Annotated in this window: 27 protein-coding genes; 9 read left to right on the plus strand and 18 right to left on the minus strand. The window is 58.1% G+C overall.

The window, feature by feature from the left end; translation table 11 throughout:
• Positions 1-350 precede the first annotated feature (350 nt).
• From A15D_RS13895 to ccmA, 6 genes are all read right to left on the minus strand, one after another.
• Complete coding sequence (locus A15D_RS13895) at positions 351-1,838, minus strand: RimK family protein (RefSeq protein ID WP_102792420.1); 1,488 nt, start codon at positions 1,836-1,838, stop codon at positions 351-353.
• A 328-nt stretch (positions 1,839-2,166) separates the two neighbouring features.
• Positions 2,167-2,619: a cytochrome c maturation protein CcmE gene (ccmE, locus tag A15D_RS13900; protein WP_102792438.1), complete on the minus strand. Its 453-nt coding sequence runs from the start codon at positions 2,617-2,619 to the stop codon at positions 2,167-2,169.
• Complete coding sequence (gene ccmD, locus A15D_RS13905) at positions 2,603-2,806, minus strand: heme exporter protein CcmD (RefSeq protein WP_022984465.1); 204 nt, start codon at positions 2,804-2,806, stop codon at positions 2,603-2,605. Before ccmD ends, ccmE begins: the two co-directional genes overlap by 17 nt.
• Entirely contained in the window at positions 2,806-3,573 is a 768-nt protein-coding gene (gene ccmC, locus A15D_RS13910; RefSeq protein ID WP_102792421.1) for a heme ABC transporter permease CcmC, read from the minus strand. The genes ccmD and ccmC overlap by 1 nt, the downstream gene beginning before the upstream one ends.
• Positions 3,574-4,242: a heme exporter protein CcmB gene (gene ccmB / locus A15D_RS13915; RefSeq protein ID WP_102792422.1), complete on the minus strand. Its 669-nt coding sequence runs from the start codon at positions 4,240-4,242 to the stop codon at positions 3,574-3,576. It lies immediately after the preceding gene.
• Positions 4,239-4,856 carry a cytochrome c biogenesis heme-transporting ATPase CcmA gene (gene ccmA / locus A15D_RS13920; RefSeq protein ID WP_102792423.1) on the minus strand — a complete coding sequence of 206 codons (618 nt, stop codon included), beginning with the start codon at positions 4,854-4,856 and terminating at the stop codon, positions 4,239-4,241. The genes ccmB and ccmA overlap by 4 nt, the downstream gene beginning before the upstream one ends.
• A 109-nt stretch (positions 4,857-4,965) precedes the next feature.
• Between ccmA and A15D_RS13925 the strand changes: the two genes are divergently transcribed.
• The 5 genes from A15D_RS13925 to A15D_RS13945 all read left to right on the plus strand — a co-directional run bounded on the left by A15D_RS13925 (position 4,966) and on the right by A15D_RS13945 (position 7,502).
• The gene (locus tag A15D_RS13925) at positions 4,966-5,544 is read left to right on the plus strand and encodes a lipocalin family protein (RefSeq protein WP_102792424.1); all 579 of its coding nucleotides are present in this window, start codon (positions 4,966-4,968) and stop codon (positions 5,542-5,544) included.
• A complete protein-coding gene (locus tag A15D_RS13930) occupies positions 5,541-5,951 on the plus strand; it encodes a DUF4279 domain-containing protein (RefSeq protein WP_233192253.1) in 411 nt (136 codons plus the stop codon). The genes A15D_RS13925 and A15D_RS13930 overlap by 4 nt, the downstream gene beginning before the upstream one ends.
• Positions 5,935-6,399, plus strand: coding sequence for a CYTH domain-containing protein (locus A15D_RS13935; protein ID WP_102792425.1), 465 nt, complete (start codon positions 5,935-5,937; stop codon positions 6,397-6,399). Before A15D_RS13930 ends, A15D_RS13935 begins: the two co-directional genes overlap by 17 nt.
• Before the next feature lie 52 nt (positions 6,400-6,451).
• A complete protein-coding gene (locus A15D_RS13940; protein WP_102792426.1) occupies positions 6,452-6,997 on the plus strand; it encodes a carboxypeptidase-like regulatory domain-containing protein in 546 nt (181 codons plus the stop codon).
• A gap of 190 nt (positions 6,998-7,187) precedes the next feature.
• A complete protein-coding gene (locus A15D_RS13945) occupies positions 7,188-7,502 on the plus strand; it encodes a multidrug efflux SMR transporter (protein ID WP_022984457.1) in 315 nt (104 codons plus the stop codon).
• Positions 7,503-7,668: 166 nt separating this feature from the next.
• Here A15D_RS13945 and A15D_RS13950 read toward each other — a convergent pair whose 3' ends face one another.
• On the minus strand, positions 7,669-8,592 hold the full coding sequence (locus tag A15D_RS13950) for a LysR family transcriptional regulator (protein WP_102792427.1): 924 nt from the start codon (positions 8,590-8,592) through the stop codon (positions 7,669-7,671).
• A 295-nt stretch (positions 8,593-8,887) separates the two neighbouring features.
• Here A15D_RS13950 and A15D_RS13955 point away from each other — a divergent pair, with 295 nt between their 5' ends.
• From A15D_RS13955 to A15D_RS13970, 4 genes are all read left to right on the plus strand, one after another.
• Entirely contained in the window at positions 8,888-9,865 is a 978-nt protein-coding gene (locus A15D_RS13955; RefSeq protein WP_102792428.1) for a DUF1852 domain-containing protein, read from the plus strand.
• A 15-nt stretch (positions 9,866-9,880) separates the two neighbouring features.
• Positions 9,881-10,906, plus strand: coding sequence for a methionine synthase (locus A15D_RS13960; protein ID WP_102792429.1), 1,026 nt, complete (start codon positions 9,881-9,883; stop codon positions 10,904-10,906).
• 86 nt (positions 10,907-10,992) lie between these two features.
• Positions 10,993-11,502 carry a flavin reductase family protein gene (locus A15D_RS13965; protein ID WP_022984453.1) on the plus strand — a complete coding sequence of 170 codons (510 nt, stop codon included), beginning with the start codon at positions 10,993-10,995 and terminating at the stop codon, positions 11,500-11,502.
• 79 nt (positions 11,503-11,581) lie between these two features.
• Positions 11,582-12,364, plus strand: coding sequence for a sulfite exporter TauE/SafE family protein (locus A15D_RS13970; protein WP_102792430.1), 783 nt, complete (start codon positions 11,582-11,584; stop codon positions 12,362-12,364).
• A 341-nt stretch (positions 12,365-12,705) separates the two neighbouring features.
• Here A15D_RS13970 and A15D_RS13975 read toward each other — a convergent pair whose 3' ends face one another.
• The 11 genes from A15D_RS13975 to A15D_RS14020 all read right to left on the minus strand — a co-directional run bounded on the left by A15D_RS13975 (position 12,706) and on the right by A15D_RS14020 (position 23,941).
• Complete coding sequence (locus A15D_RS13975; RefSeq protein WP_102792431.1) at positions 12,706-13,872, minus strand: CmpA/NrtA family ABC transporter substrate-binding protein; 1,167 nt, start codon at positions 13,870-13,872, stop codon at positions 12,706-12,708.
• Positions 13,872-14,021 (minus strand): hypothetical protein, encoded by a 150-nt coding sequence (locus A15D_RS17270; protein WP_158245816.1) that lies wholly within the window; start codon positions 14,019-14,021, stop codon positions 13,872-13,874. The genes A15D_RS13975 and A15D_RS17270 overlap by 1 nt, the downstream gene beginning before the upstream one ends.
• Before the next feature lie 79 nt (positions 14,022-14,100).
• On the minus strand, positions 14,101-14,688 hold the full coding sequence (locus A15D_RS13980; RefSeq protein ID WP_022984450.1) for an ANTAR domain-containing response regulator: 588 nt from the start codon (positions 14,686-14,688) through the stop codon (positions 14,101-14,103).
• A 179-nt stretch (positions 14,689-14,867) separates the two neighbouring features.
• The gene (locus A15D_RS13985; protein WP_102792432.1) at positions 14,868-15,275 is read right to left on the minus strand and encodes a globin family protein; all 408 of its coding nucleotides are present in this window, start codon (positions 15,273-15,275) and stop codon (positions 14,868-14,870) included.
• Between the two features lie 74 nt (positions 15,276-15,349).
• Positions 15,350-15,952, minus strand: a complete 603-nt coding sequence (locus A15D_RS13990; protein WP_022984448.1) for a DUF3365 domain-containing protein — start codon at positions 15,950-15,952, stop codon at positions 15,350-15,352.
• Positions 15,953-15,994: 42 nt separating this feature from the next.
• The gene (locus A15D_RS13995; protein ID WP_102792433.1) at positions 15,995-17,332 is read right to left on the minus strand and encodes a cytochrome c3 family protein; all 1,338 of its coding nucleotides are present in this window, start codon (positions 17,330-17,332) and stop codon (positions 15,995-15,997) included.
• An 11-nt stretch (positions 17,333-17,343) separates the two neighbouring features.
• The gene (locus tag A15D_RS14000) at positions 17,344-19,320 is read right to left on the minus strand and encodes an FAD-dependent oxidoreductase (RefSeq protein WP_102792434.1); all 1,977 of its coding nucleotides are present in this window, start codon (positions 19,318-19,320) and stop codon (positions 17,344-17,346) included.
• 64 nt (positions 19,321-19,384) lie between these two features.
• Complete coding sequence (locus tag A15D_RS14005; RefSeq protein ID WP_102792440.1) at positions 19,385-20,563, minus strand: alginate export family protein; 1,179 nt, start codon at positions 20,561-20,563, stop codon at positions 19,385-19,387.
• A gap of 125 nt (positions 20,564-20,688) precedes the next feature.
• Positions 20,689-21,528 carry an ABC transporter ATP-binding protein gene (locus A15D_RS14010; RefSeq protein ID WP_102792435.1) on the minus strand — a complete coding sequence of 280 codons (840 nt, stop codon included), beginning with the start codon at positions 21,526-21,528 and terminating at the stop codon, positions 20,689-20,691.
• 22 nt (positions 21,529-21,550) lie between these two features.
• Complete coding sequence (locus A15D_RS14015; RefSeq protein WP_102792436.1) at positions 21,551-22,552, minus strand: ABC transporter permease; 1,002 nt, start codon at positions 22,550-22,552, stop codon at positions 21,551-21,553.
• Positions 22,553-22,579: 27 nt separating this feature from the next.
• The gene (locus tag A15D_RS14020) at positions 22,580-23,941 is read right to left on the minus strand and encodes a CmpA/NrtA family ABC transporter substrate-binding protein (protein WP_022984442.1); all 1,362 of its coding nucleotides are present in this window, start codon (positions 23,939-23,941) and stop codon (positions 22,580-22,582) included.
• Positions 23,942-24,395 lie beyond the last annotated feature (454 nt).

Consider the following 24,395-nt stretch of genomic DNA (forward strand, 5'->3'; position numbering starts at 1 on the left):
TCGACAAGCGGATTTCGAAGCCCCAAACCAGAATCCTGCTGCAGACTTTCGGTTTTGTGTTTTGAAATGGGTTTCCGGGATCCGGGCCTCGCTTAAGCTCGGATCGCCATGCGAGCATGGCTCCTACAGATTACGGGGGCACTCCGCTATGCTTCCGCTTCGTTCCTCAGGTGTTCGGCTTATTTATTACCCCCAAACTCAACGAGCAGGAAAGCGTTCCCGTTCTTCTAAAAACCCCGGAACTATTTTGGGTTTACCCTTCCTTGTAGCTTGTAGCTTGTAGCTCACAGCTCACAGCTCACAGCTCACAGCTGATAGCTGATAGCTGATAGCTCACAGCTGATAACTACTTACACCGGCAGCCCAAGGCGCTTGGCTTCCAGGCGACGGAGGAATTCGAGCATGACCTGGCGATAGAGATCTTCACCCAGCCATGCATCTTCAACCCCTGCATCGATGTTGGGGTTATCGTTGACTTCAATGACCACCACCTCGTCACCGGACTGTTTCAGGTCCACGCCATACAGGCCATTACCCATCAGGCGAGCGGCTTTCAGGGCGGTTTTCAGCACTTTAGCCGGGACTTCCTGTACGGGCAGGGTGCGGCTGTTACCTGAGGTCGTCTTGCCACTGCTCTGGTGGTGATAAATCTGCCAGTGCCCCTTGCTCATGAAATACTGACAGGCGAACAACGGGCGATTGTTGAGCACACCAATGCGCCAATCATAGTCGGTGTACATAAAGGCCTGCGCCAGCACCACCGATGACTGTTTCAGGTACTGTGCCAGCGCCTTTACCAGCTCTTCGCGGGTCGCCACCTTGGAGATGCCACGGGAGAAGCTGCCATCCGGAATTTTCAGCACCATGGGCAGCTTCAACTCATCGATCAGCCGATCTATTTGCTCATCATCATCGCTGAAGATAAACGCTGTCGGCGGCACCGGCACATTGTTTGCCTGCATCAGCTCGGCCAGATAAATCTTGTTGGTACAGCGGAGAATCGAGCCGGGGTCATCAATCACCACCATGCCTTCCTGTTCGGCCTTGCGGGCAAACTGGTAGGTGTGGTGATCCAGCGCCGTGGTCTCACGGATAAACAACCCATCGTATTCACCCAGCCGGGTGTAGGCATCACGGCCAACCAGATCCACGCGGATGCCCAACTGCCGGCCGGCTTTCACGAAGCGTTTCAGCGCCGTCTTGTTGCTGGGCGGCAGGGCTTCCTGGTCGTTGACCAGCAGGGCCAGTTCATAACGGTCGCTGCGACGGCGACGGGGGCTGCGCCAGACCCGCTCGTTAAACTGCTCCAGCGCCTGGGCAAAACGGTCTTCCTGCTCGCCTTTGAGCTGTTTCAGTGTCAGCGGTTTCAGTGCTTCGATGGCCCAGTTTTCGCGGCGCCGGAATTCCACTTTCAATAGCGGGCAAGGCAGCTGGTCAAAAATCTGCCGGCCCAGTTCCCCCAGGCCTTCCTGATCGGTCTGGCCAAAGAACAGCAGCAGGCTGAAATGGTCCGAACCACCGCCCTTGCGCTTCATGGCCTTGTCGAGCGCCGTCTCGAACTGTTCAAAATGCAGCCCGTACAGCGCCTTGCGGCTCAGGTCATTCACGGTGCGCACCGACGGCATCACCCGCTGACCACGGGCTTCCGCCAGCAACGAGCAATAGTAACCAGGGCTCAGATACTTGTAGCTGCGGCACAGGTTGATGACCTGCACCTTCTTGTCGGTACACACCGGCTGCTGCGCCTGCAGATACTCCTTGGCAGACAACAGATGACGAGCCGGATAATACGCCGCCCAGTCCGCGGGATCGTCGACAAGAATGATGACCTGACTCATGAAAAGCCCTGACAAAAGGGGCGCCGCGACAGGGCGCCGATAGCCGCGAATTTAGGGCCTTTGGGAGGGGGCTTGCAAGGGAAAGTTAACAGTTAACAGTGAATAGTTAACAGCGTCGCGGAATAGCCAAGAGCCAGCCTGAAAGCATGACGCCGCGACCATACTCTGGCCATGGTTTTAAGGGTACAGAGCGCAGCATTAGGCGGAGACCAAACCCGTGGCCGATTCAGCTCCCTGAACGCAAAAGGCCGCACCTATTCCCCGGCGCGGCCTCCCTCATCGCAGCCAGAACACCCCCGACCGCGAACTATTCACTGTTAACTATTCACTATTCACTGCTTTTCTGCGCCCCCGGATGCCCCGCCTTCTCCAGCGCATCCTGCACTTCCGGGGGCATGTAGGTTTCGTCGTGTTTGGCCAGGACTTCTTCGGCCTCAAAGCGTTCACGGCTGATCAAGGTGCCGTTGGCGACGATGCCCTGGCCCTCACGGAACAGGTCGGGGAGGATGCCCTGGTAGTGCACCGTGAAGCTGCCCTTGCCGTCGGTGATGTCAAAACTCACGTCCAGGGTCTCTTCATTGCGCACGACAGACCCGGCTTCCACCAGCCCGCCCACTCGCATCTGGGTATTCAGGGGCGCTTCGCCAGAGGCGACCTGCTGGGGCGTGTAGAACAGGTTGATGTTCTGACGCAGGGCGTAAAACATCAGGCCCACCGCAATGGCCAGTCCAACCAGCACGGCCAGGACCAGAAGCAGGCGTTGTTTACGTACGGGATTCATCATTTACCTCGGCATCCAGTTCGGCGCGGCGCTGCTGCCGTGCCAGGGTTTGTCGCACCTGTCCCTGTCCGCGAAGGGCCAGCACCATGCTGGCAATAATCAGGAACGCACTGATTCCGTAAGCGCTCCAGACATAAAAACCGTGTTTACCCATGGCCAGGAAATCGGCAAAGGATTCAAATGCCATCATTGCTCTCCTTTCTCCGGCCGGGTCACCAGTTTGGCCACCCATTTGCTGCGTCGCTCGCGCCACATCACCTCGGTGCGGGCACGCATCAACACATTAACGGCATACAACAGCCACAGGCCCAGCATGCTGATCAGCAGCGGGTACTTCATGGCCGGGTTGATGGTGGATTCGCCAAACAGCTTGAGAGTCGACCCCTGATGCAGGGTCTGCACCCACTCCACGGAATACTTCACGATGATCACGTTGATCACCCCCACCATCGCCAGCAGGCCTGCCGCCCGGGCGGCCTGCCGTGGGTCGCGGATCACATTCTGCAGGGCAATCACGCCGACATACATGAACAGCAGGATCAGCATGGAGGTCATGCGCGCATCCCACTGCCAATAGGTGCCCCAGGTGGGTTTGCCCCACAGCGCGCCGGTGACCAATGAAATAGCGGCCAGCGCCGCACCAAACGGGGCAATGGCCTTGAGCATCACTTCCGCCATCTTCATGCGCCAGACCACCGCCACCAGGCCGGCCACGCCCAGCGCCATGTAGCCCATCAACGCACCACTGGATGCCGGCACATGGATGAAAATGATGCGATAGCTGTTGCCCTGCTGGTAGTCACTGGGGGCAAAGCCCAACCCCCACACCAGGCCAGTGAGCAAGGTCACCAGTGCGATCGGCGTGAGCCACGGCAACACCGAGGAGCTGAAGGTATAGAAATAGCGCGGGGATCCCAGCATGTGGTACCAGCGCTTGATCGTTTGCCAAACCATTTAGTTACCCGAACTGATTTTGAGACCGGCCGATACGGCCAGTGGACCCAGGCTGGCTGTCAGCGCCAGCAAGGCACCCAGAATGGCCAGAATGCCGTTGACCGCGCCACCTTCCGCTGCCGCACGGATGACCCCGGCACCGAAAATCAGCACCGGAATGTACAGCGGCAACACCAGTACCGCCAGCAGTATCCCGCCTCGATTCAACCCCACTGTCAGGGCTGCCCCGATGGCGCCAATAATGGTCAGTGCCGGCGTCCCCAACAGCAGGCTGAGCATCACCGTGCCCAGCACCGCATTGGGCAATTGCAGCATGTGCGCCAGCACCGGCGATACCAGCACCAACGGCAGGCCGGTCAGCAACCAGTGCGCGAGCAGCTTCGCTGTCACCGGCACCACGGCCATCACCGGCGCGGTAAGCAACAGTTCCAGCACACCGCTTTCCTGGTCGCGACGGAACAGGCCATCCAGCGACAACATCACTGCCAGCAGCGCCGCCACCCAAAGTACACCGGGGGCAATCACCGCCAGCACCTCGGGCTTGGGTGAGATTGCCAGTGGAAACAGGCTGATCACCATGACAAAGAAGAACAACGGGTTGATCATCTCCGCCGGACTGCGCCACAGCACCAGCAATTCCCGCTTCAGGGCCGCGCCAAAGGCACTCATGAGAGCACCTCGGCGCGACCTTTGGCCAGATGCAGACGACGGACGCCCTCACCGACCTGATGGTGTGATGTGTAGATCACCAGGGTGCCCGCCTCTGCCGCCTGCTGGATCCGCGCATCCAGTTGCGCAACACCGTCCTGGTCAATGGCAGTGTAGGGTTCATCCAGCACCCACACAGCCTTGGGCGCCAACCACAATCGGGCCAGCGCAATACGCCGCTTTTGCCCGGCAGAAAGGTGCGCTGCAGGAACGTCTTCAAACCCCTGCAAACCAACGGCTTTCAGGCCCGCCATGGCATCGCCGCCCTGGGCATTCAAGGCACAGGCGTAATCGAGGTTCTCCAGGGGGGACAGCTCTTCACGGACCCCCGGTTGGTGGCCCAGATACAACAACTCACGCTGCCAGTCCGGCTGCCACCAGTGACGCCCACCGTCGTAAAAGCCATGCAGGCCAACCAGAATCCGCAACAGGGTGGTTTTCCCTGCGCCATTGGCACCGGTAATCTGCCAGATTTCACCGGCCCGGGCGGTCAGGCTGAGACCACGAAACAGCACGCGATCATCACGTTCGCAGTGCAATTGTTCCAGTGTCAGTCGAGTATCGGCGTCGGACAAAATCGGGCTCCCTGAATCAGCGCCGGAGTATATCACGGCCAATTTGTGTGGGCTTGATACCAACGGCCACACCCCGCATTCTGAGAACACCTGATTTCTGGAGACTGGAATGAAACACCCTGTCGCTGCCCTGCTCCCCCTTGTTGCCACCTTGCTGCTCAGCGCCTGCGGCGGCCAGGAGAAACCTCTGGCCACCGTCGACAAGGTGGATTTGCAGCGCTATGCCGGAACCTGGTACGAGATTGCCCGCCTGCCCCAGTGGTTCCAGCGTGGCTGCTACGATTCCACCGCCACCTACAGTCTCAACGACGACGGCACCGTGAAGGTCATCAACCGCTGTCAGCGGGAGGGCGAACAAACCAGCGAAGCGGAAGGCACTGCCCGGGTGGTACCTGGCTCTGACAATGCCAAATTGAAGGTGCGATTCGATAACTGGGTATCACGACTGATCCCCACGATCACCGAAGGCAACTACTGGATTATTGCCCTGGACAAGGATTACCAGACCGTGGTGATCGGCGAACCCAGCCGGGAATACCTGTGGATTCTGGCGCGCCAGTCTGAACTGCCCGAAGACCAGTATCAGGCGCTGGTGCAAGTCGCCCAAGAGAAAGGGTTCCCGGTCGAAGAACTGCAGCGTAACCGCCAGCTGCGCCCTGAAACAGCAGCGCCGGACGGCAGCGAATGATGGAACACCACGTCTATTTTGCCATTGTCGGTTTCGATCACGACCCTGCCCGGCTCGACGTGCTGTTGGGACAAGGCGCCGATGACTACTGGCGCGAAGGCGACACCTACAGCGACGCCTTCCCGGACGCCCAGCGGCGGGAAAACCGCTGGATCCTCTCCAGCCAGCTGGACGAGCGAGCCAGCCATCGGGACCACTTCGAAAAGCTGCTGCTCAAACTGCAACGCCTGGCCCCCCAGCTGAAAAACCTGCCTGGCGATTACCGCTACGGCATCGGTGTGTCACACTACTTCTTTATGGACGACCCCGCCTTCTATCTGCCCGATGACATTATTGAAGGCTTCAAAGCACTGGGGTTTGATGTGACCTTCGACCAGCTGGGAATCGATAATGGGCCAGGAAATTGAACGCAAGTTTCTCGTCAGCAACACCACCGTTACCCAAACGCTTGAAGGGGAACGTCTGACCCAGGGGTATCTCAGTCATGACAAACACGCCACGGTGCGCGTGCGCATCGCCGGGGCAAGCGCCTGGTTGACCATCAAGGGCAAGACCACTGGCGCTACCCGCAGCGAATTCGAGTACCCCATTCCCGTCGACGACGCCCGCCAGATGCTGGACGAGCTGTGCGGCGCCGGCGTCATCGACAAGACCCGCTACCGCCTGCCCCAGGGCGACTTGTGCTGGGAAATAGACGTTTTTCACGGCGACAATACAGGCCTGGTCGTGGCAGAAATCGAACTGCCCAGCGAAGACACCCCTTTCGACAAACCCGAGTGGCTCGGGGACGATGTCACTGGCGAAACACGCTACTACAACAGCGCCCTGAGTACCCTGCCCTATAAAAAATGGTGAGAGCGTTATCTCCCTGTTATCGGCAAGGCACATACAACATGACGGACCGAACATGAGAAAATACCACTGGCTGGCACTGGCCCTGCTCTTCAGCAGCCTGATGACCAGCGGCTGCCTGCCCACCATCAAACGTCAGTGGGATGTCCAACCGGTGGACGGCACCCTTGTCGATGGGGTCACCGGCACCCCGGTTGCCGGTGCCGTTATCACCAACGCGGATGACCCTGATCTGTCAGCCACCACGGATAAAGACGGCTATTTTGCGATCGAAGAGCAAAGCCATGTCGGACTGCACCTGATCATGGCCGCCAGTGCCATGCGTACCCAGACATGGCAGATCCGGCATCCCGATTATGCATATGCAGAAATCGGTACCCGCACGCTGATCCCTCCGCTGTCGCGGCAACCCAGCCACCTGCAGCTGCCACTGTTCACGGAACAGCCTTCCTCCCCACCGGACTGCCCGGCCTATGGGTATTTGATGGCACTGGCCCAATGGCAGGACGACAACGGCATCGACGAACAGTGGATAGAGACAGATCGCTGCCATAACGAGGAAGCAATGCAATCCCTTATCGATACCTGGTACCCGGAATAAATGGTGCCCGGAATAAAACCGCACCCTCTCCAGTGAGCCAGGCATACCGTCCGTCCGCCCAACGCATTTGCGGGCCCCCACACCTTGAAATTTTCGCCACTCACACTATATTCCTGAACAACATTCACGCCCGAGGACGACCTCGATCACACGGCACCACCCGGGGACGGCCCCATGCAGGAGTTACCTCATGGCATGGGCTTACATCTTCTTCGCGGGATTACTGGAAATTGGCTGGGCGCTGGGACTCAAGGCCAGCCACGGTTTTACCCGTCCGCTACCCACTGTTCTCACCCTGATCGCCGCCGCCCTGAGCTTCTGGCTGCTGGCTCAGGCCATGCGCACCCTCCCCGCCGGCACCGCCTATGCCGTCTGGAGCGGCATCGGCGCCTTCGGCACGGTGCTGCTGGGCATCGTTTTCTTTCAGGATTCGGTATCCGCCGGCAAGCTCGCCTGCCTGCTGATGATTGTCGCCGGCATCGTCGGGGTTAAGATTTTTTCATAACCTCCCAGCAGCCAGCCATCGCACCACCTTGCCGTAGGAGCGTCGCTCCTACGGCAAAGTTGTGCCTTTCGAAACGCGTTAGTCTCAACGCCAAATCTCATCATCGCTTGCAGACAAGCACCACAGCAGCCCTGGTTTTTCGCTGTTAACTATTCACTGTTAACTGTTAACTGCCCTTAACCGCCTTCACCCCACTCAACGTCTTGAAACACACCTCCCGCGCCGTCTCCTGAAACTCCTGAATGTAGGGACGCTGGGCATCCTCGATACGCACCGCCGCATACAGGGTCCGCCACACGCCGCTCTCTCCCAGGCGCACGGTTTTCAGCAAATCATGGGCGGTATATTCGGTCAGCGCCCAATTAGGAAGCGCCGCCACGCCGCGGCCTGCTGCCACCAGCTGCGCGGTCATGGGCGTCAGTTCAGCAGTGCGTACCGCCGCGGGCTCGGCACCGGCGGGGTCAAGAAACGCAGTGAACACATCCAGACGCTCGCGCTCGACGGGATAGGTGATCAGGGTCTGGTCACTGATATCGGTCGGTTCGATCCATTTGCGGCCCGCCAACGGCGAGCGCCCCGATACCGCCAGCACCAGCTCATAGCGAAACAGCGGCAGGAACTGTACCGCGGCATCCTCCACTGGATCCGAGGTGATCGCCATATCCAGATCGCCGCGCAACAGCGCCGGTAATGGCGCAAAACTGAAGGCCGCCGACAGGTCCAGTTCCACGTCTGGCCAGTGTTCGCGAAAGGCATCCAGTGCCGGCATCAGCCACTGAAAACAGGAGTGGCAATCAATCGCGATATGCAGCCGGCCCGACTGCCCCTCGGCAAGCCGCTTCAACTCCCGTTCGGCCTGCTGCACCCTGGGAAGCACGTCCTGCGCCAGCGTCAGCAATCGCAGCCCCGCGGTGGTAAACCGCACCGGGCGGGAGCGCCGCACGACGAGTTCCATGCCCAGCCGATGTTCCAGATCTTTCAGCTGATGCGATAAAGCCGATTGGGTGACATGCAGTCGATCGGCCGCGTCCACCATCGAGCCGGCCTCATCAATCGCTCGCAGGGTGGCAAGATGTCGTAATTCCAGCATCTGATCCTCCAATAATGTCCATTGTGGGACGGGGCCTACACCGCCGTGAGCCCTGCTACACACTCTCTCGTAACAGCGCCCCAAGCCTCGCGCCCACCCAGAGTACGTACCTTGACAGCCAGGTCACCCGTGGCAGGGGGACAACACCAAAATGAGGATATCTCATGAAATGTTGAAATAATACCAATTAACCTCAAGTCGAGACTTGCGCATAATGGCCGCCAATCAGGTTGCATTGCGGTACACACCCTGCGGTGCAAGCCATGCCCAATACTGACGCGGACGCCCTGTCACCATGAGCAACGAACTGACTTTCAGCATCAAGCGCATTTGTTTCGATGAGGATTACCGCCCATCCGACAGCACGCGCATCACCACCAACTTTGCCAACCTGGCGCGGGGTGAGCGGCGCAAGGAGAACCTGCGCGACACCCTGACGATGATCAACAACCGGTTCAATGCGCTGGCACACTGGGACAACCCCAATGGCGATCGCTACGCCGTGCAGCATGACATTGTGTCTGTGGATATCGATATTGAAGGCAATGGTGATACTTTCCCGACCATCGAAATCCTGAAAACCACCATCGTTGACCGGCATACCAACAAGCACATTGAGGGAATTGTCGGGAACAACTTCTCCTCCTACGTGCGGGATTATGACTTCAGCATCGCCCTGCAAAACCATAACAAGGACCAGCCCCATTTCAGCATCCCTGAGAACTTTGGTGATCTGCACGGCAAGCTGTTCCAGCACTTCGTTCACTCAAGCGCGTACCGGGAAAACTTCAGCAAACTGCCCGTAATCTGTATCAGCGTATCGGATAACAAGGTGTACACCCGCACCGAGAATCACCATCCCGTGCTGGGGTTCGAATACCTGCCCAATGAATCATCATTGACCGAGAGTTACTTCAAGAAAATGGGATTGAGCGTGCGCTATTTCATGCCCCCCCACAGCGTAGCGCCGCTGGCTTTTTTCTTCTTTGGCGACCTGGTGAACGACTACACCAACCTGGAGCTGATCAGCACCATCAGCACCATGGAGACGTTCCAGAGAATCTATCGACCCGAGATTTACAACGCCAATTCCGAGGCCGGCAATCGCTACCAGCCCAGCCTCAAGCACTCGGATTACTCACTGACCCGCATCCATTACGACCGGGAAGAACGCAGCCAATTGGCCATCAAACAAGGCAAGTTCGCTGAACAGCATCTGATTGAGCCTTACCGGGCGGTGCTGAATCAATGGTCTGCGAATTTCGGCGCTTAAAAGGCAGCACAGATAATGAAACGATTGTTACCCACATCCACCGCGGGCAGCCTGCCCAAGCCCAGCTGGCTGGCCGAGCCCGAAACGCTCTGGTCCCCCTGGAAGTTGCAGGGCGAGGCGCTCGCTGAAGGCAAACAGGACGCCCTGCGCCTGAGCTTGCATGAGCAGCAGCTGGCCGGCATCGACATCGTCAGCGATGGTGAACAAACCCGCCAACACTTCGTTACCACCTTTATCGAACATTTGGACGGAGTCGATTTCGAAAAGCGCGAGACGGTGAAGATTCGTGACCGTTACGATGCCAGTGTCCCAACGGTGGTCGGGGCGGTGAGTCGTCAGAAACCGGTATTTGTAGAGGATGCCCGCTTTCTGCGTGAACAAACCCGGCAGCCGATCAAGTGGGCGCTGCCCGGCCCCATGACCATGATCGATACACTTTACGATGCCCATTACAAAAGCCGGGAGAAACTGGCATGGGAGTTCGCCAGGATCCTTAATCAGGAAGCCAGAGAGCTGGAGGCAGCTGGCGTCGATATCATCCAGTTCGACGAACCGGCCTTTAATGTGTTTTTTGATGAGGTCAATGACTGGGGCGTGGCCACACTGGAAAGAGCCATTGAAGGGCTCAAGTGTGAAACCGCCGTGCATATTTGTTATGGCTACGGCATCAAAGCCAATAACGACTGGAAAAAAACGCTGGGTTCCGAGTGGCGGCAATATGAAGAAGCCTTCCCCAAGCTAAAAGCCTCAACCATCGATATGGTGTCCCTGGAGTGCCACAACTCCCATGTCCCCATGGACCTGATTGAGCTGATTCGCGGCAAGAAAGTGATGGTAGGCGCGATTGATGTGGCGAGCCACACCGTAGAAAGCCCGGAAGAAGTGGCCAGCACCTTGCGCCGAGCACTGCAATTCGTGGATGCCGACAAACTGTACGCATGCACCAACTGCGGCATGGCCCCCCTGCCCCGCCACGTGGCCCAGGGAAAACTGCGAGCACTGAGTGCAGGGGCAGAGATCGTCCGCAACGAGCTGGCCTGAATACCGTCGGCAAGAGCGGGGGTTCTGCATTGTCAGGACAGCCCGCCTGATTCACTCATCTGCGTTACTTCTATTCTGGAATGACTATGTCACTCACCACACCGGCCATCGACCCACTGCATTTTCGCCAGGCGCTCGGCCATTTCGCCTCCGGGCTCACCGTCATTACGTCACACATTGATGATGAGCCCATCGGCTTTACCTGCCAGTCGTTCTACAGCGTATCGACCACCCCGCCGCTGGTGTCCTTCAGTGTCAAGCGTGACTCTTTCAGCTACCCCAAGATCCGTCGGGCGGGCCGCTTTGCGGTGAACATTCTTTCCGATGAGCAAGTGGCGGTCTCCAACCGCTTTGCCCAACAGGGCGCGGACAAGTGGCAAGCCATCGACTGGACTCGTTCCCCCCTGGGCAACCCGGTGATTGGTGGCAGCCTGCACTGGCTGGACTGCGTCATTCACGCCGAGCACGAAGCCGGCGATCACTTGATCGTGATTGGTGAAGTGCGGGCACTGAGCCTGCAGCAAACGCGCGACACACAGCCGCTGCTGTATTTCAAAGGGCAATATTGCAATCTGGACGCGGCTATTCGCACCTGAGAGCCCTCCCCCGCTTCTTTTTTCCGTTATTACATTGCCACCGATGTGGCTTTACACAGATTTCTTCCAAGGGTTGAGTATGGAATTTTTGCTTTATCTAGTTTTGGGGGCTGCGGCCGGGGTATTGGCCGGTCTGTTTGGGGTCGGCGGCGGCATCATCATCGTGCCGGTACTGGTCTTGAGCTTTACCGCTCAGGGCATCGACCAGCAAGTCTTGACCCATCTGGCGGTGGGCACATCGTTGGCGACCATCGTTTTCACATCCATCAACTCGGTGATGGAGCACCACCGCAAGGGCGCGGTGCAATGGTCTATTGTTGCCTGGATGACCGTGGGCATCCTGCTGGGTGCCGGGCTGGGTTCGCTAACCGCCGCGTCAATTCAGGGGCCGATGCTACAAAAGATTATTGGTGTGTTCGCCATCGTGATCGCTATTCAAATGGCGCTGGATCTGAAACCCAGTGCCAGCCGTGCGGTGCCAGGCAAGCTGGGCCTGACGACCGCTGGCGGGGTAATCGGCTGGGCCTCCGCAATCTTTGGCATCGGCGGTGGCACCCTGAATGTCCCTTTCCTTACCTGGCGCAGCCTGCCCATGCAGCAGGCAGTGGCCACCTCGTCAGCGTGCGGGTTACCCATCGCCGCCGCCAGTGCCTTGAGTTTCATGCTGATTGGCTGGAGTCAGCCACAACTGCCCGAGTGGAGCCTGGGGTACGTGTACCTTCCTGCCATGGTGGGGGTCGCGTTGACCAGCATGTTCTTCGCCCGGTTTGGCGCGCGTCTCGCACACCGGTTATCGCCACGGCTGTTGAAACGTTTGTTCGCCCTGTTGTTGCTGGGCGTGGGGGTGAGTTTTCTCGTTTGAGGAGCATGCCTTGTTGAGATCACGATGACGCTTGCAGGTGATTCTGCCGGGGAAAGTGGGACCAGCACTCTGACAAAGACAGACTAGAAGCGAGTTGCGAGAAACGAGTTTCGAATGACACCAACCCGTGCCGTAGGAGCGTCGCTGGCGGCGCGATAACCCAAACCTTTAAAAGCGATATTGACCACAGAGATCACAGAGGCCACTGAGGGAAAGACGGTTTTAACCTCTGTGAACGCTGTGATGCAAATGCGTTATATCGCAAGCGCTTATCGCTCCGCCACCGAGCCAAGCGAAGGAACGCCCGCAGGGTCGCTTCTACGACAGGGCATTCGCAGCCGTCAGCCCTCCGGCTGCTCTTCGATGGTTCGCAACAGACGATCCGGGCCCAGCTCCAGGGGCCTGGGTTCGCCGGGTAATTCCCAGTGGCCGGCGTGGCGTTCATCGGGTTTGCTGTCCATCAGCGGCAGGCTGGTGAGATCCGCCAGTGCATCACGGAACAGGTCCGTGCGGTAGCACTGGGCAGCAAAAGTCTGTTTTTCTTCCAACGAACACTGACGCCAGCGCTGCATTTCTTCAAGCAGGAAACGGGCATCGGAACGCCAGGGGAAATTGGCGTGGAACCCGGCGAACACATGAAAATGGTGCGCCGGGAACGGCTGCCCGGTCAGACCGCCTGGCAGGCGTTGACTGAACGGGGCCCGAATGATTTCTTCCGGCACATCCAGCCAGGCAGGATGAGCCAGCAGTGACAAGCTATCGACCAGGTTTTCATCCGCATGGCAGGCCGCCTTGTACAGGGCTCGCAGCAGCGCCCTGTGTTCATCCGGATGGCGTGCTACCCAGTCACGAGATACCGCCAGCACTTTTTCCGGAGCGTTTTCCCAGATCTGGTAGCCGGACAACAGGCAATGCCCTGCCCCAGTCAGGGCCGCCAGGCTGTTCCAGGGTTCCCCCACGCAGAAACCGTCAATGTGCCCCATACGCAGATGGTCCACCATCTGCGACGGTGGCAGCACCACCAGTTTGACATCATGGTCCGGGTCCAACCCGGCCACGCTAAGCCAGTGGCGAAGCTGATAGGCATGGCAGGAGAACGGGAACACCACCGCCAGAGTCAGCGGCGATTCTCCGCTGGACGCCCGAGCGGCCACAAGCTTGTTCATGGCATTGGCCATGTCGTTAGGCGTCGGCCCTTCAGACAAGGCACACAACCCCTGGAACAGCATGGGGGAAACGGTAATACCGTTGCCGTTCAGGCCCATGGAAAATGCTGTGGCCAACGGTTTCTTGATACTGCCCAGACCGAGCGTGGTGGCCATCAACATGGGCGCGAGCATCGGTGCGGCATCCAGTTGGCCCACCAATAGCCGGTCCCGCAGACTTGCCCAGCTCCATTCTGGCTGAAGCTCCACATCCAGCCCTTCCGCACTGAAGTAACCCGCTTCCTGGGCCACTGCCAGCGGCAGGCTATCGGTCAACGGCATGTAGCCAATGCGGATTTTCATCAAGCGATCTCCGTAAGGATGGCACGACGGGCATCTCCCGACTGACGACGCTGCACCGCCGCCTGGCTTCTAGGCCGGGAAGACTCCAGGGGTCTTGCCGGTGCCGACACCAGACTTCGCGATTTCATCAGCGGATTCACTCGTCGCATGCTGTCTCCTGTCATTATGGAAGCGGTGCTTAGACCGCGAATGGAACGTCACCAAAGATCACGAGAAAACCGTCCCAACCTAACCTTGGGCCTTCAACAATTCAGCGTAATCCAGCACCGAGCGCGCGACCTGAACCAGAGGTTGCCCGGTATTCATGGCCTGACGCCGCAAGGTGCTGTAGGCATCCTGTTCATTGAGCCGGCGGCGCTGCATCAGCAACCCTTTGGCCCGTTCAATAATCTTGCGTTCTGCCAGCGCTTCGCGGGTCTGTTCCAGCTCTTCACGCAGGGCCTGATACTCGCGGAAGCGAGCGGTGGCGACACGCATGACGCCCCGTACCCGGGTAAGATCCGTTTCTCCTGCCACATAGGCACTGACGCCGGCACGCAGCGCCGCCACGACCAGATCTTCATCATCCTGGTTGCAGAACATCACCATGGGGCGAGGCATATCCCGCTGCACCAACGCCATACTTTCCAGAGTGTCACGGTCGGGGGCATCCATGTCGACGATGACCACATCCGGATTGCTGCTGCTTACCTTTTCCGCCAACCCGGCCGCGCTGGTAAGCCGACACAGAATCTCGTGACCCTCATCAATGAGGGCCCGCTCAAGAATGGCGGCGCGGGGTGGCTGGTCATCCACCAGCATGATTTTCAAAGCCATAGCCTCTACGGTGTCCGGACGCAAAGTTGTACCGGAGTGTTTTGCAACGGTTGTGCCAGTCATTGATCCACTAACCTGTTGTTTTACTTAAGGATTAAATTCTCACCAATAAAGGACCGACAAAACGCACCGAAATGGTGCGCTTTGCAGTGCCAAAACGGCACTTGCGGCCCCGCGGATCAATACTCCGCTGCCTCAATCATGGTGGTTGCCAGCAACGTGTAGGCTGCCGTCCAGGCGGCCTCGGTATCCTCGTCAAAGGCGTCGCCCAATCCCTGTCCCAGAGTCCAAAGCAAGGCCTGTGCCACCGTGGTGTAATCTGCCGGTTTCACCCCGTAATCCTTGTGCCGCTCGCCCAGTTTCTGGACGGCAGGGACAATGGTGTCGAGTCGGTCCAGCCCCTTCACCGCAACCCCGATCATGGTCATCAGCTTTTTCCCCTGCTCCTCCATATTGCCCTTGAACAGGGGCTTGAGGGCCGGGTCCTGGGTAAACAAACGGTCGTAAAACAGCACGGCGGCCTGATCAGAAATGGCCTCCACTTGGGTCCAGCTGTCTTGCACCCGTGCAATCTGTTCTGGGGTCATGCGTTTCTCCCTTGCTGCCGGTGGCAGCGGTTATTCGATGAATCGTTACGAACCGAAAGTGCGCATCCCGCCCATTACATGGGCACTCGAATGACCACCCCACCCATGACGTCTCCCATCTCGAAATCCGTTTTGGGAGAATCCTTGTGATTGTTGTGGCAAGCGACACAGGGGGCGGCTACCGCCACATCCGGGTACACCGCGGTGTAATAACTCACTTCCCCCAGAGTTTCTGTGCCGTAGAAGTTTTCCCCCGGGTTATCGACGATGAATTGCAGCCCCTCTTTTTCCAGCTCGGTTTTCGGCGCGTTCTGGCTATTAATCGGCCACAAAGACTGCAGGGAATAGGAAAAATCGCTGCTTGTTTCGCTAACCGCTTCTGCGCCGTAACGGAACATTTGCGCAGGCAAGGGAGCACCGTTATCCAGATCTTCCCAGTATTCATGGGGCTTGATGCTGTCGGCCCCCTGGGGCCCCAGACGGGCGATGATCAGTTTGGTGTAGTTGGTACGATCGGCATTCATGACCGCAAACAACGAATCGGTATAGACCTTGGGATCAATTCCCCCCGCGGGTTTGGCTTCCTCTTCGCCACAACCGCTGAGTAACAGGGCCGACAGGGCTGTGGCCATCAGGATGGAGACTTTGTGCTTTACAACGTCTTGCATGGCTTGCATGGGTAGTACCTCCTCAGGTTTGAAATCTGTTTCCGTAATGGCTCAATAAAGCCCCTTTTTTCCGTCCCGGGACTCATCGCGCTCCCTGGCCATGTCCACTGACGGCACATGGATATCGGGCTTGCCACGGAAGTTGTTTTCCAGCAGGTGCGGGTCCGCCAGGGCATCAATGGAGAATTCCAGCCCATGGCAGGTCAGGCACACCGGACGAATCATTTTTTCTACCGGACGCAGGTTCAGGCTCTGGTTATGCTGAACCCGGACATCCCCGTTGTGCTCCTCGCGGGGCATGTGACAGGTGGCGCAGGTGACTCCGCTCCCCGGCGGCAGCTCGCCGCGTTTTTCCCGTTTCCACAGGTCGTGATGCGGAGAGCGAAGGTACTCGTTGCTATGCTCATCGTTATGGCAACCGACGCAGGCATCCACCGCTGCCTTTTGCGTATCAAAGTCATGGGCACCATGGCAGCTCACACAGGTCAGCTCACGGTGACTCGCTTCCACATGCATGTTGAGCACCGACTGTGCGGGCGTCATGGGGGACAGCGCCATTCCCAACCGCATGCCATGACGCCCGCGGGTGAACCCTTCCACTTCGGACTCGTGGCACCGGGCACATTGCAATGGTTCGGGCGTATCAACCCATTGCTCCGCACTGCCATGGCAAGCGGTACAGGCCACGCCGGCCTCGGCATGGGCATTACCATCCCAATGTTCCGGTTCTTTCACGCTGGCCGGCGGCGGCCCGTCACCACGCAATAACGCCACCAGTTCAGCGTCGTCCATGTCATGACGCCAACCATGTCGCGGTGGCTGGACCGGCTCGGGTTTGAGCCAGGGCTCCCCCGCGTGGGCAAGCAGGAAATCTTCATACAGCGCGCGGTTGTCATGAAAGTTGTGGCAGCCAGCACTGGCACAGGTATCAAACCCCATGCCTTCATGACTTGGCCGCTCACTGGCGATGTCTTCATGACAGTGCACGCACATGTCCATGGGCAGGGTGACGCCCATTCCCACATCCAGTTCCGGGCGATGCTCTACATGACAGGAGACACAGAATCGGGCATCCACATTCGCCAACCGGTCAGCGTTACGCGGGTCGGTAAATTTCGATTTCGGGTGAGCATCCTGGGCGGCCTTCAGCTCGTCGCCGTGGCAATTAACGCAGGCGTCTTGCAGTACCTCCTGGCTATTGAACCCATCGCCATGACAAGCCCCACACTGCAATTCAATCTGGTGGTGGCCGTGGGTCATGGCACCGGGAATAAAGGCGGTCTTTGGCGTGTCCTTTTTTAGCAAGGGCAGCCCCAGCCACCCTGCCAGGGCCAATGACGCCAGCAACCAGATTCCCCATACCCCCACTGTGCGCTTGCGAATCCCCACGGTTGCCCCTCCTAGAAGTAATACGCCGAGACAATGTGAAAGATCAGCAGCACCGGTAATGGCCAGCACACCAGAATGTGCAGCCAGGTGCTGCCCTGGCGTAATCCATCCAGCCCGGGGAGGGCCGCCTGAAACCGGGTTAACAAAGCCGCGCCAATACCGGCAATAGCGACACCGATAAAACTCAGCATTAACCAGCGATTGAGGTTTTCCCCGAGCGAGAAACCGGTGTGCCAATAGAGCAGAGCCAGTGCCAGGGACCCGATGGCGGCATGCGCAATTCGCCAGCCACTAAAACCGCCCATGGGCACCTTGGGAAACCGCTTTTTTAGCGACATCAGCAACAGCAAGACCGAAGCGCCAAGCACTCCATAACCGCTCCACTGACGCCATTCCCCGTTACGGGAAAACTGTTCAAACAGACTTTGTGATTGCACCGACGACGATAGCGCAGGGGATGGCAACCAGAATGCCAGCGCCAACAGCAGCGCAGCCATTACTGACAGGATCGCAAGCGCAGTGCCACCGGGGACACTGCGCGCTCGTGCCATACCCCCTTGGCAGAGGCTGTCCAGCAACGGTTCGCAACCACCACAAACGGTTCCCGCCCCACTTCGCTGTTTCAAGGTGAAGGTGTCGCAACCTTCCCCCATGAAGGTTTGCAGTTGTCCCCTGTTCAGCCCGCGGCACTGGCATACCACCGTGGATGCAGGCCATTGCCCAACCGGAGCAGGACCACCGGCAAGCGTGCCAGACAAGCGAAAACGCCATATCTCCCAGGGAAGCAAGCGACGCCCATCGGCAATCCGGTTGAGAATCTGCTGGCGCTCGGGCCAGGGGCCCACCGACACCACGCCAACCAGCCGATGGGTACGCAACATCAGCGCCCGATACAGCCCTTTTTCCGCCTGACGGTAAACCAGTGTCTGGTGCACCAGACCGCGTTCTTCATCGATAAAGCGACCGGCGCTGAAAACTTCCAACGCCATCACTTTCAGCCAGGTGCTGTCAGCCACCGGGGTATAACTGTCCTGGCTGCCAGCCAGGTTGGCTGCGGCCACCCGAGCCTGTTGCAACGCCGGCATCACCAGACCACACACTTGTTCCTGAAACTGTGCACACTCTCCAACGGCATAAATATCCGGGTTGGATGTCTGCATACTGGCGTTGACCCGGATACCACTGGCCACGGTCAAACCCGCCTTTCGCGCCAGCGCCGTTCGCGGGGCAATGCCGGTGGCAAACACCACCGTGTCGCAAAGCAGCACGGTGCCATCAGCAAGGACAACAGATTCAACCCGCTGGCTGCCTTCGATACGACGCACGCTGGTTTGCAGACGTACATCCACCCCGGACTCACTCAGACTGCCAGCCACCAGGCTGGCCGCTTCGCTGTCGAGCTGGCGATTCATCAACCGGTCTGCGTGCTGAATCAGGGTGACCCGGGTGCCAAACCGGCACAGCCCGTGAGCGGCTTCAATGCCAAGCAACCCGCCACCAATGACCACGGTATGCGTGCTGCGCAGGCGACGGGCCATCAATGCCTGGGCATCGGCCATATCGCGAAAACGTAATACCCCGGACAAGTCAGTGCCCGGGATGGAAGGAATATGAGCGTCGCTGCCGAGCGCCAGCACGAGCTTGCTGTAGGGGTGACGCTGTCCAAGGGCATCTTCTACCCAGCGACGGGAAGGATTGATTCCGGTAACAGGCCGGCCAACCAGATGCTCCACGGAGTCATCCAGTTCAGCCGGTAAATTGGTCAGGTCATCAAACCCGGTTGACCCGGAAAGGAAGGTGGACAGCTTGACGCGATCATAAGGTGCCCAGGGCTCGGCTCCGAACAACTTCACCGGGGTGGTCTGTCCTCGGCGACGCAGCTCTACCAGACATTGAATACCTGCCGGGCCGTTCCCGACGATAATCAGCGGCGCTTGCACCTCTGATTCTGGCACCTGGGGTTGCGGTTGATATCGTCTAGCCTCCACCTTTCTCCTCCTTTCCTGAGGGTCAAATCGGGAGGGTCGGGGTTAAGATGTCGAGAACGACGTCTTAAAACTTCAACTCACCCCAGGCCCAGTACTTGCTGGTATCCGCACCAAAATCATCGGCACTGTAATCGGCATACTTCAGACCTACTGTGTAGTGCTTGCCGATCGGACGTGCGACCAGCAGATCCATTTCTGTGCCGTAATCGGTGCTGCCTTCGTTAGACTTGAAATCGTGGTAAATGGCCGCCAGCTTGAAACCTGCCAGCTTGCCACCCACGGTCACAAAGGTATCTTCGAGACCGTCTGCCGGGGTTGCCAGAAACAGGTCCGCCCAGCCGTTAAACGCGTGCTTGGTTGCCAGTGGTGTCTGGAAAGCCACGACTCCGTCATCAGAACCCAGCACTTCCTGTGCCAACTTCACGGTCACGCCTGCCATTTCGGCACCCAGTTCTGCGAAGTAGTACTCGGTATCGCCCGCTTCTACCTCTTGCTGGGCGCCTTCCAGGGTCAACAGCAACTTGATGGCATCCAGATCGAAGGCCCCGGCGTAACGCAGACCCCAGGTGTCATTGTTGGAATCCGGCACGTTGTCGGTTTCCAGCAAATAACCGTAGGCCGTCAGGGAGCCGCCGGGCGCCCCTTTCCAGCCCACGTTGAACAGGTTGCTGGACACATTGGCATCGAATACGGGAGTGATGCCGTTGACCGCAGTCAGATGAGCGGCAGAGAAAGTGAAATCACTGAGGGCATAATCCACTTTGGCACCATCGAAGGTCTGTTCGTCCTGGCGCCAGCCCACGTTGCCCACAAAGCGCGCATTGTCATAGATGATGCGTTGACGACCGTAGATGGCAGAAAAACCTTCCAGTGCATTGCTGCCGGTGTAGCTGATCGCCGCACGGTTCAGCTCGGTCACTTCCGGGTCGGCAATCACCGGGTAGCCGGCCTGGTTCGGGGCATAATTATCCACCTGGCCGACGATGTGGGTATCCTCAAATTCCCCCATCACATCAAAGCCATAGAATTTCCCGCTCTGGTAACCCAGTCGAGTACGCAAGGTCAGTGCCTGGCCCTCCTCGGTGAAGGCATCGCTGTCCACTTCTTCATAGCGCAGGCGCATATTGAGCAGTGGCGTGCCGCTTTTCAGAGCCGTAATAAAGGCATCCTCTTCAGCACTGGCCGTCCCCGTAAAGCCCAGCGTGGAGAGTATGACGCCGGCAGCAATGGCAGAATGTTTCATGTTTTTCTTCCTCAGCAAGTTAACTTCCCAGTAAAACTTTTCAGGCTTTCCGCAACGTGCGGACATACCTTTCCTGTTACCGCCACTGTTCAGGGCAATGGCAGTCGTATTCGTTAAGCGGAAAATCAGGCGCGTTTACGCACCCCTTCTGTGTTGGCGCTGTTGCGTTTCGGCATCGGCTCCACCTTGCGCTGCTTTTCATACAGGAACTGCAGCACCTGCTGGCGACAACGCACGAAAGTGGGATCATCCGCCAAGGCAAGACGGTCCCGGGGCCGCGGCAGCTTGACGTCAAGGATTTCGCCAATGGTGGCGGACGGGCCATTGGTCATCATCACGATGCGATCGGACAGCAACACCGCCTCATCCACATCGTGGGTAATCATGATCACGGTGGTGCCCAGCTGGGCATGGATTTCCATCAGGGAATCCTGAAGGTGTGCCCGGGTCAGTGCGTCAAGAGCACCAAACGGTTCGTCCATCAACAATACCTGTGGCTGCATGGCCAGTGCCCGGGCAATCCCCACGCGCTGTTTCATACCGCCGGAAATTTCATCCGGTTTCTTGTGCATGGCATGGGCCATGTGCACCAGCTCCAGGTTGTGTGCCACCCAGTCACGGATCTCGGCTTTGCTCTTGGTTTTCTTGAACACTTGCTTGACCGCCAACTCCACATTTTCGAAGGCGCTCAACCAGGGCAACAGTGAATGATTCTGGAATACCACGGCCCGCTCGGGGCCAGGCTCCGTGACTTCCTGCTTGTCCAGAATCACGCCGCCATCGGTGGCCTGCAATAGACCGGCGACGATGTTGAGAACAGTGGATTTACCGCAACCGGAGTGACCGATCAACGAGACAAATTCACCAGACTCGATTTTCAGGTTTACATCCTTAAGGGCTTCGAATTGACCTTTCGGCGTGTCGAACTTCATCCCCACGTTGGACAGTTCCAGTAGTGCTTTCATGAAGATTCTCCTATTCGGTCGTTTATCGCTGCACGGATGACTTGTCCCAGACCAGAGCCCGCTGCAACATCAGCATCAGGCGGTCCAGCAGAAAACCGATCAGACCGATGACGATGACCGCCACCATGATCCGGCCAAGGGATTGGGAGCTACCGTTCTGGAATTCATCCCAGACGAATTTTCCGAGCCCGGGGTTTTGGGCCAGCATCTCGGCGGCGATCAACACCATCCAGGCGATCCCAAGGCTAAGACGCAGACCGGTGAACATCATCGGCAATGCCGATGGCAGTACGATCTTGCGGACATGGCTCATGGCGTTAAGACGCAGTACCCGTGACACATTGGTGAGATCCTGGCTTACCGACGTCACCCCTACTGCCGTGTTCATCAGCGTCGGCCACAGACAGCACAGCGACACCGTGAACATGGAGGTGAGAAACGATTTGGCGACCAACGGATCATCCGTTACGTACACCGCGCTTACGACCATGGTCACCAGCGGCAACCAGGCCAGCGGCGATACCGGTTTGAACAACTGGATCAGCGGGTTCATGGCGGCATGGGCAGTGCTGCTCAGGCCGATAAAAATCCCCAGCGGAATGGCAATCATGGAGGCCAGCAGAAAACCACTCATCACAGTGATCAGACTGGTGGCAATCTGGTCAAAAAACGTCGGCGCTCCCGTGTAGCTGCGATAGACCGGTTCCCATTCCGGTTGCTGCGCCAGACGGCTGGCAATGTACTTCTCCTGCCGCTCATGAAACGCAGCCTCTTTGGCCCGTGACGCCTGATGCTCATCCAGCAAGCTGCCAGCCTGCTCCCAGACCTGTGAAGGACCAGGGAACTGCCCCAGCGAGGTATCGATACGCTGAGCCGCCAGTTGCCACAGCAACAGGAAAGCCGCGATACCCAGTACCGGCCAAATCAGCTGACGCAGCAGGGCTTGCCATTGCTCACCGGACATCTTGCCAGTGGCCAGGGCGCGGTAGGGTTCCATCCAGGTTGGGAATGTCAGGGTCACCATGATTGCTTCTCCTCGGCGGGCGAGCGCTTAAAGCGCGTCGCCCTCTTTCAGACCAATCGGGAATTTCGCCAGGTATTCGTTGGGCTTGCGGCCGTCGTAGGTGATGTTGTCGATAAAACCTTTCTGCGGCGGTTTGAAGCCTTCTTCCGTGGCAAAATCGGGAAACTCATCGGCGGCAATCTTGCCTTCCGCGATCAGTGACTTGGCCGCCTGGGCATAGATGTCCGGGCGATACACTTTCTTCGCTACGTCCATGTACCAGCTATCGGGTTTGCTCTCGCTGATCTGACCCCAACGGCGCATCTGGGTCAGATACCAGATAGCATCGGAGTAATAGGGATAGGTCGCGTTGTAGCGGAAGAACACGTTGAAATCCGGCACCGGGCGTTTGTCGCCTTTTTCGTATTCGAAGGTGCCGGTCATGGAATTGGCGATCACGTCATAATCGGCGCCAACATAGTTCGGCTGAGACAGGATTTTCACGGCTTCCGGACGGTTGGCGTTATCGTTTTCATCCAGCCACTTGGCCGCACGAATCATCGCCTTCACGACACGAATATGGGTGTTGGGATACTTGTCAGCCCAGCCCTTGCTCACGCCAAACACTTTTTCCGGATTGTTTTTCCAGATTTCGTAATCGGTGATAACCGGAACCCCAATCCCCTTGAATACGGCTTGCTGGTTCCAGGGCTCTCCCACGCAGTAACCATAGATAGTGCCGGCTTCCAGCGTGGCGGGCATTTGCGGTGGTGGTGTCACCGACAGCAGCACATCCGCCTGCAATTGACCGCTGGTATCGCCCTTGTGCGGAGCGTAGTACCCCGGGTTCAAGCCCCCGGCGGCCAGCCAGTAACGCAACTCGTAGTTATGGGTGGATACCGGAAACACCATGCCCATGTTGAAAGGCTTGCCTTCCGCCTTGTACTTTTCCACTACCGGCTTGAGGGCGTCGGCCTTGATGGGGTGCACCGGTTTACCGTTCTCGCTGGGAATATTTTTCTTCATTTCTTCCCAGACCGCGTTGGACACGGTAATGCCGTTACCATTCAGGTCCATGCTGAAGGCCGTAATGATGTGCGCCTCGGTGCCATAACCAATCGTGGCTCCCAGTGGCTGACCTGCCAGCATATGCGCGCCATCGAGCTGACCGTCAATCACCCGGTCCAGCAGCACTTTCCAGTTGGCCTGGGCTTCCAGAGTGACGAACAGCCCCTCTTCTTCGAAATACCCTTTCTCGTACGCTACGGCGAGCGGCGCCATGTCCGTAAGTTTGATAAAACCAAATTTCAGGTCGGCCTTCTCCGGCCAGCCCACCGAATCTGCCGCCATGGCGTTGGCAGAGAGCCCCATGGTCAACGCTGTCAGTGCCGTACGAATCATTTTTTTCATCAGTCTTCCCTCACTAGCCCGCTCTCCGGCAGGCATAAAAAAAGCGCTCAGGGTCCCCCGTCATCGTTGACCGGGTACCTTGAGCGCCTTTGCTCGAATCTTCTCGTGACCGCCGTTGGTCACGAAGATGGTTATGTCGTCACAACGCTATTGCTGTGATGAGTCGTATAAGGCAAATGCTGTGCCAATTTTTAAAAACCTTGTTTTTCATATGGTTAGCCATTGACGATTCACCGCCACCCACCCCGCACGCCCATAAATTGCACAAGCGGCACTGTTATGCACCGCCCCTCCCTCCCCAAAATGCACCACCGTTTTGGTGCAGGGGCCGGTTACCGCCGCATTGCGCTGTTTTTGCACTGCCATGGGGAGAAAACGGTGCTCCGCCTGCGACCAAGGCCGTATTAAGGAGCCTCTGTATAACCCCTTGCATGCTCAGTCTTTCAGGCTGGTT

Source organism: Alcanivorax sp. MD8A (genome assembly GCF_002888555.1).
Taxonomy (GTDB): domain Bacteria; phylum Pseudomonadota; class Gammaproteobacteria; order Pseudomonadales; family Alcanivoracaceae; genus Alcanivorax.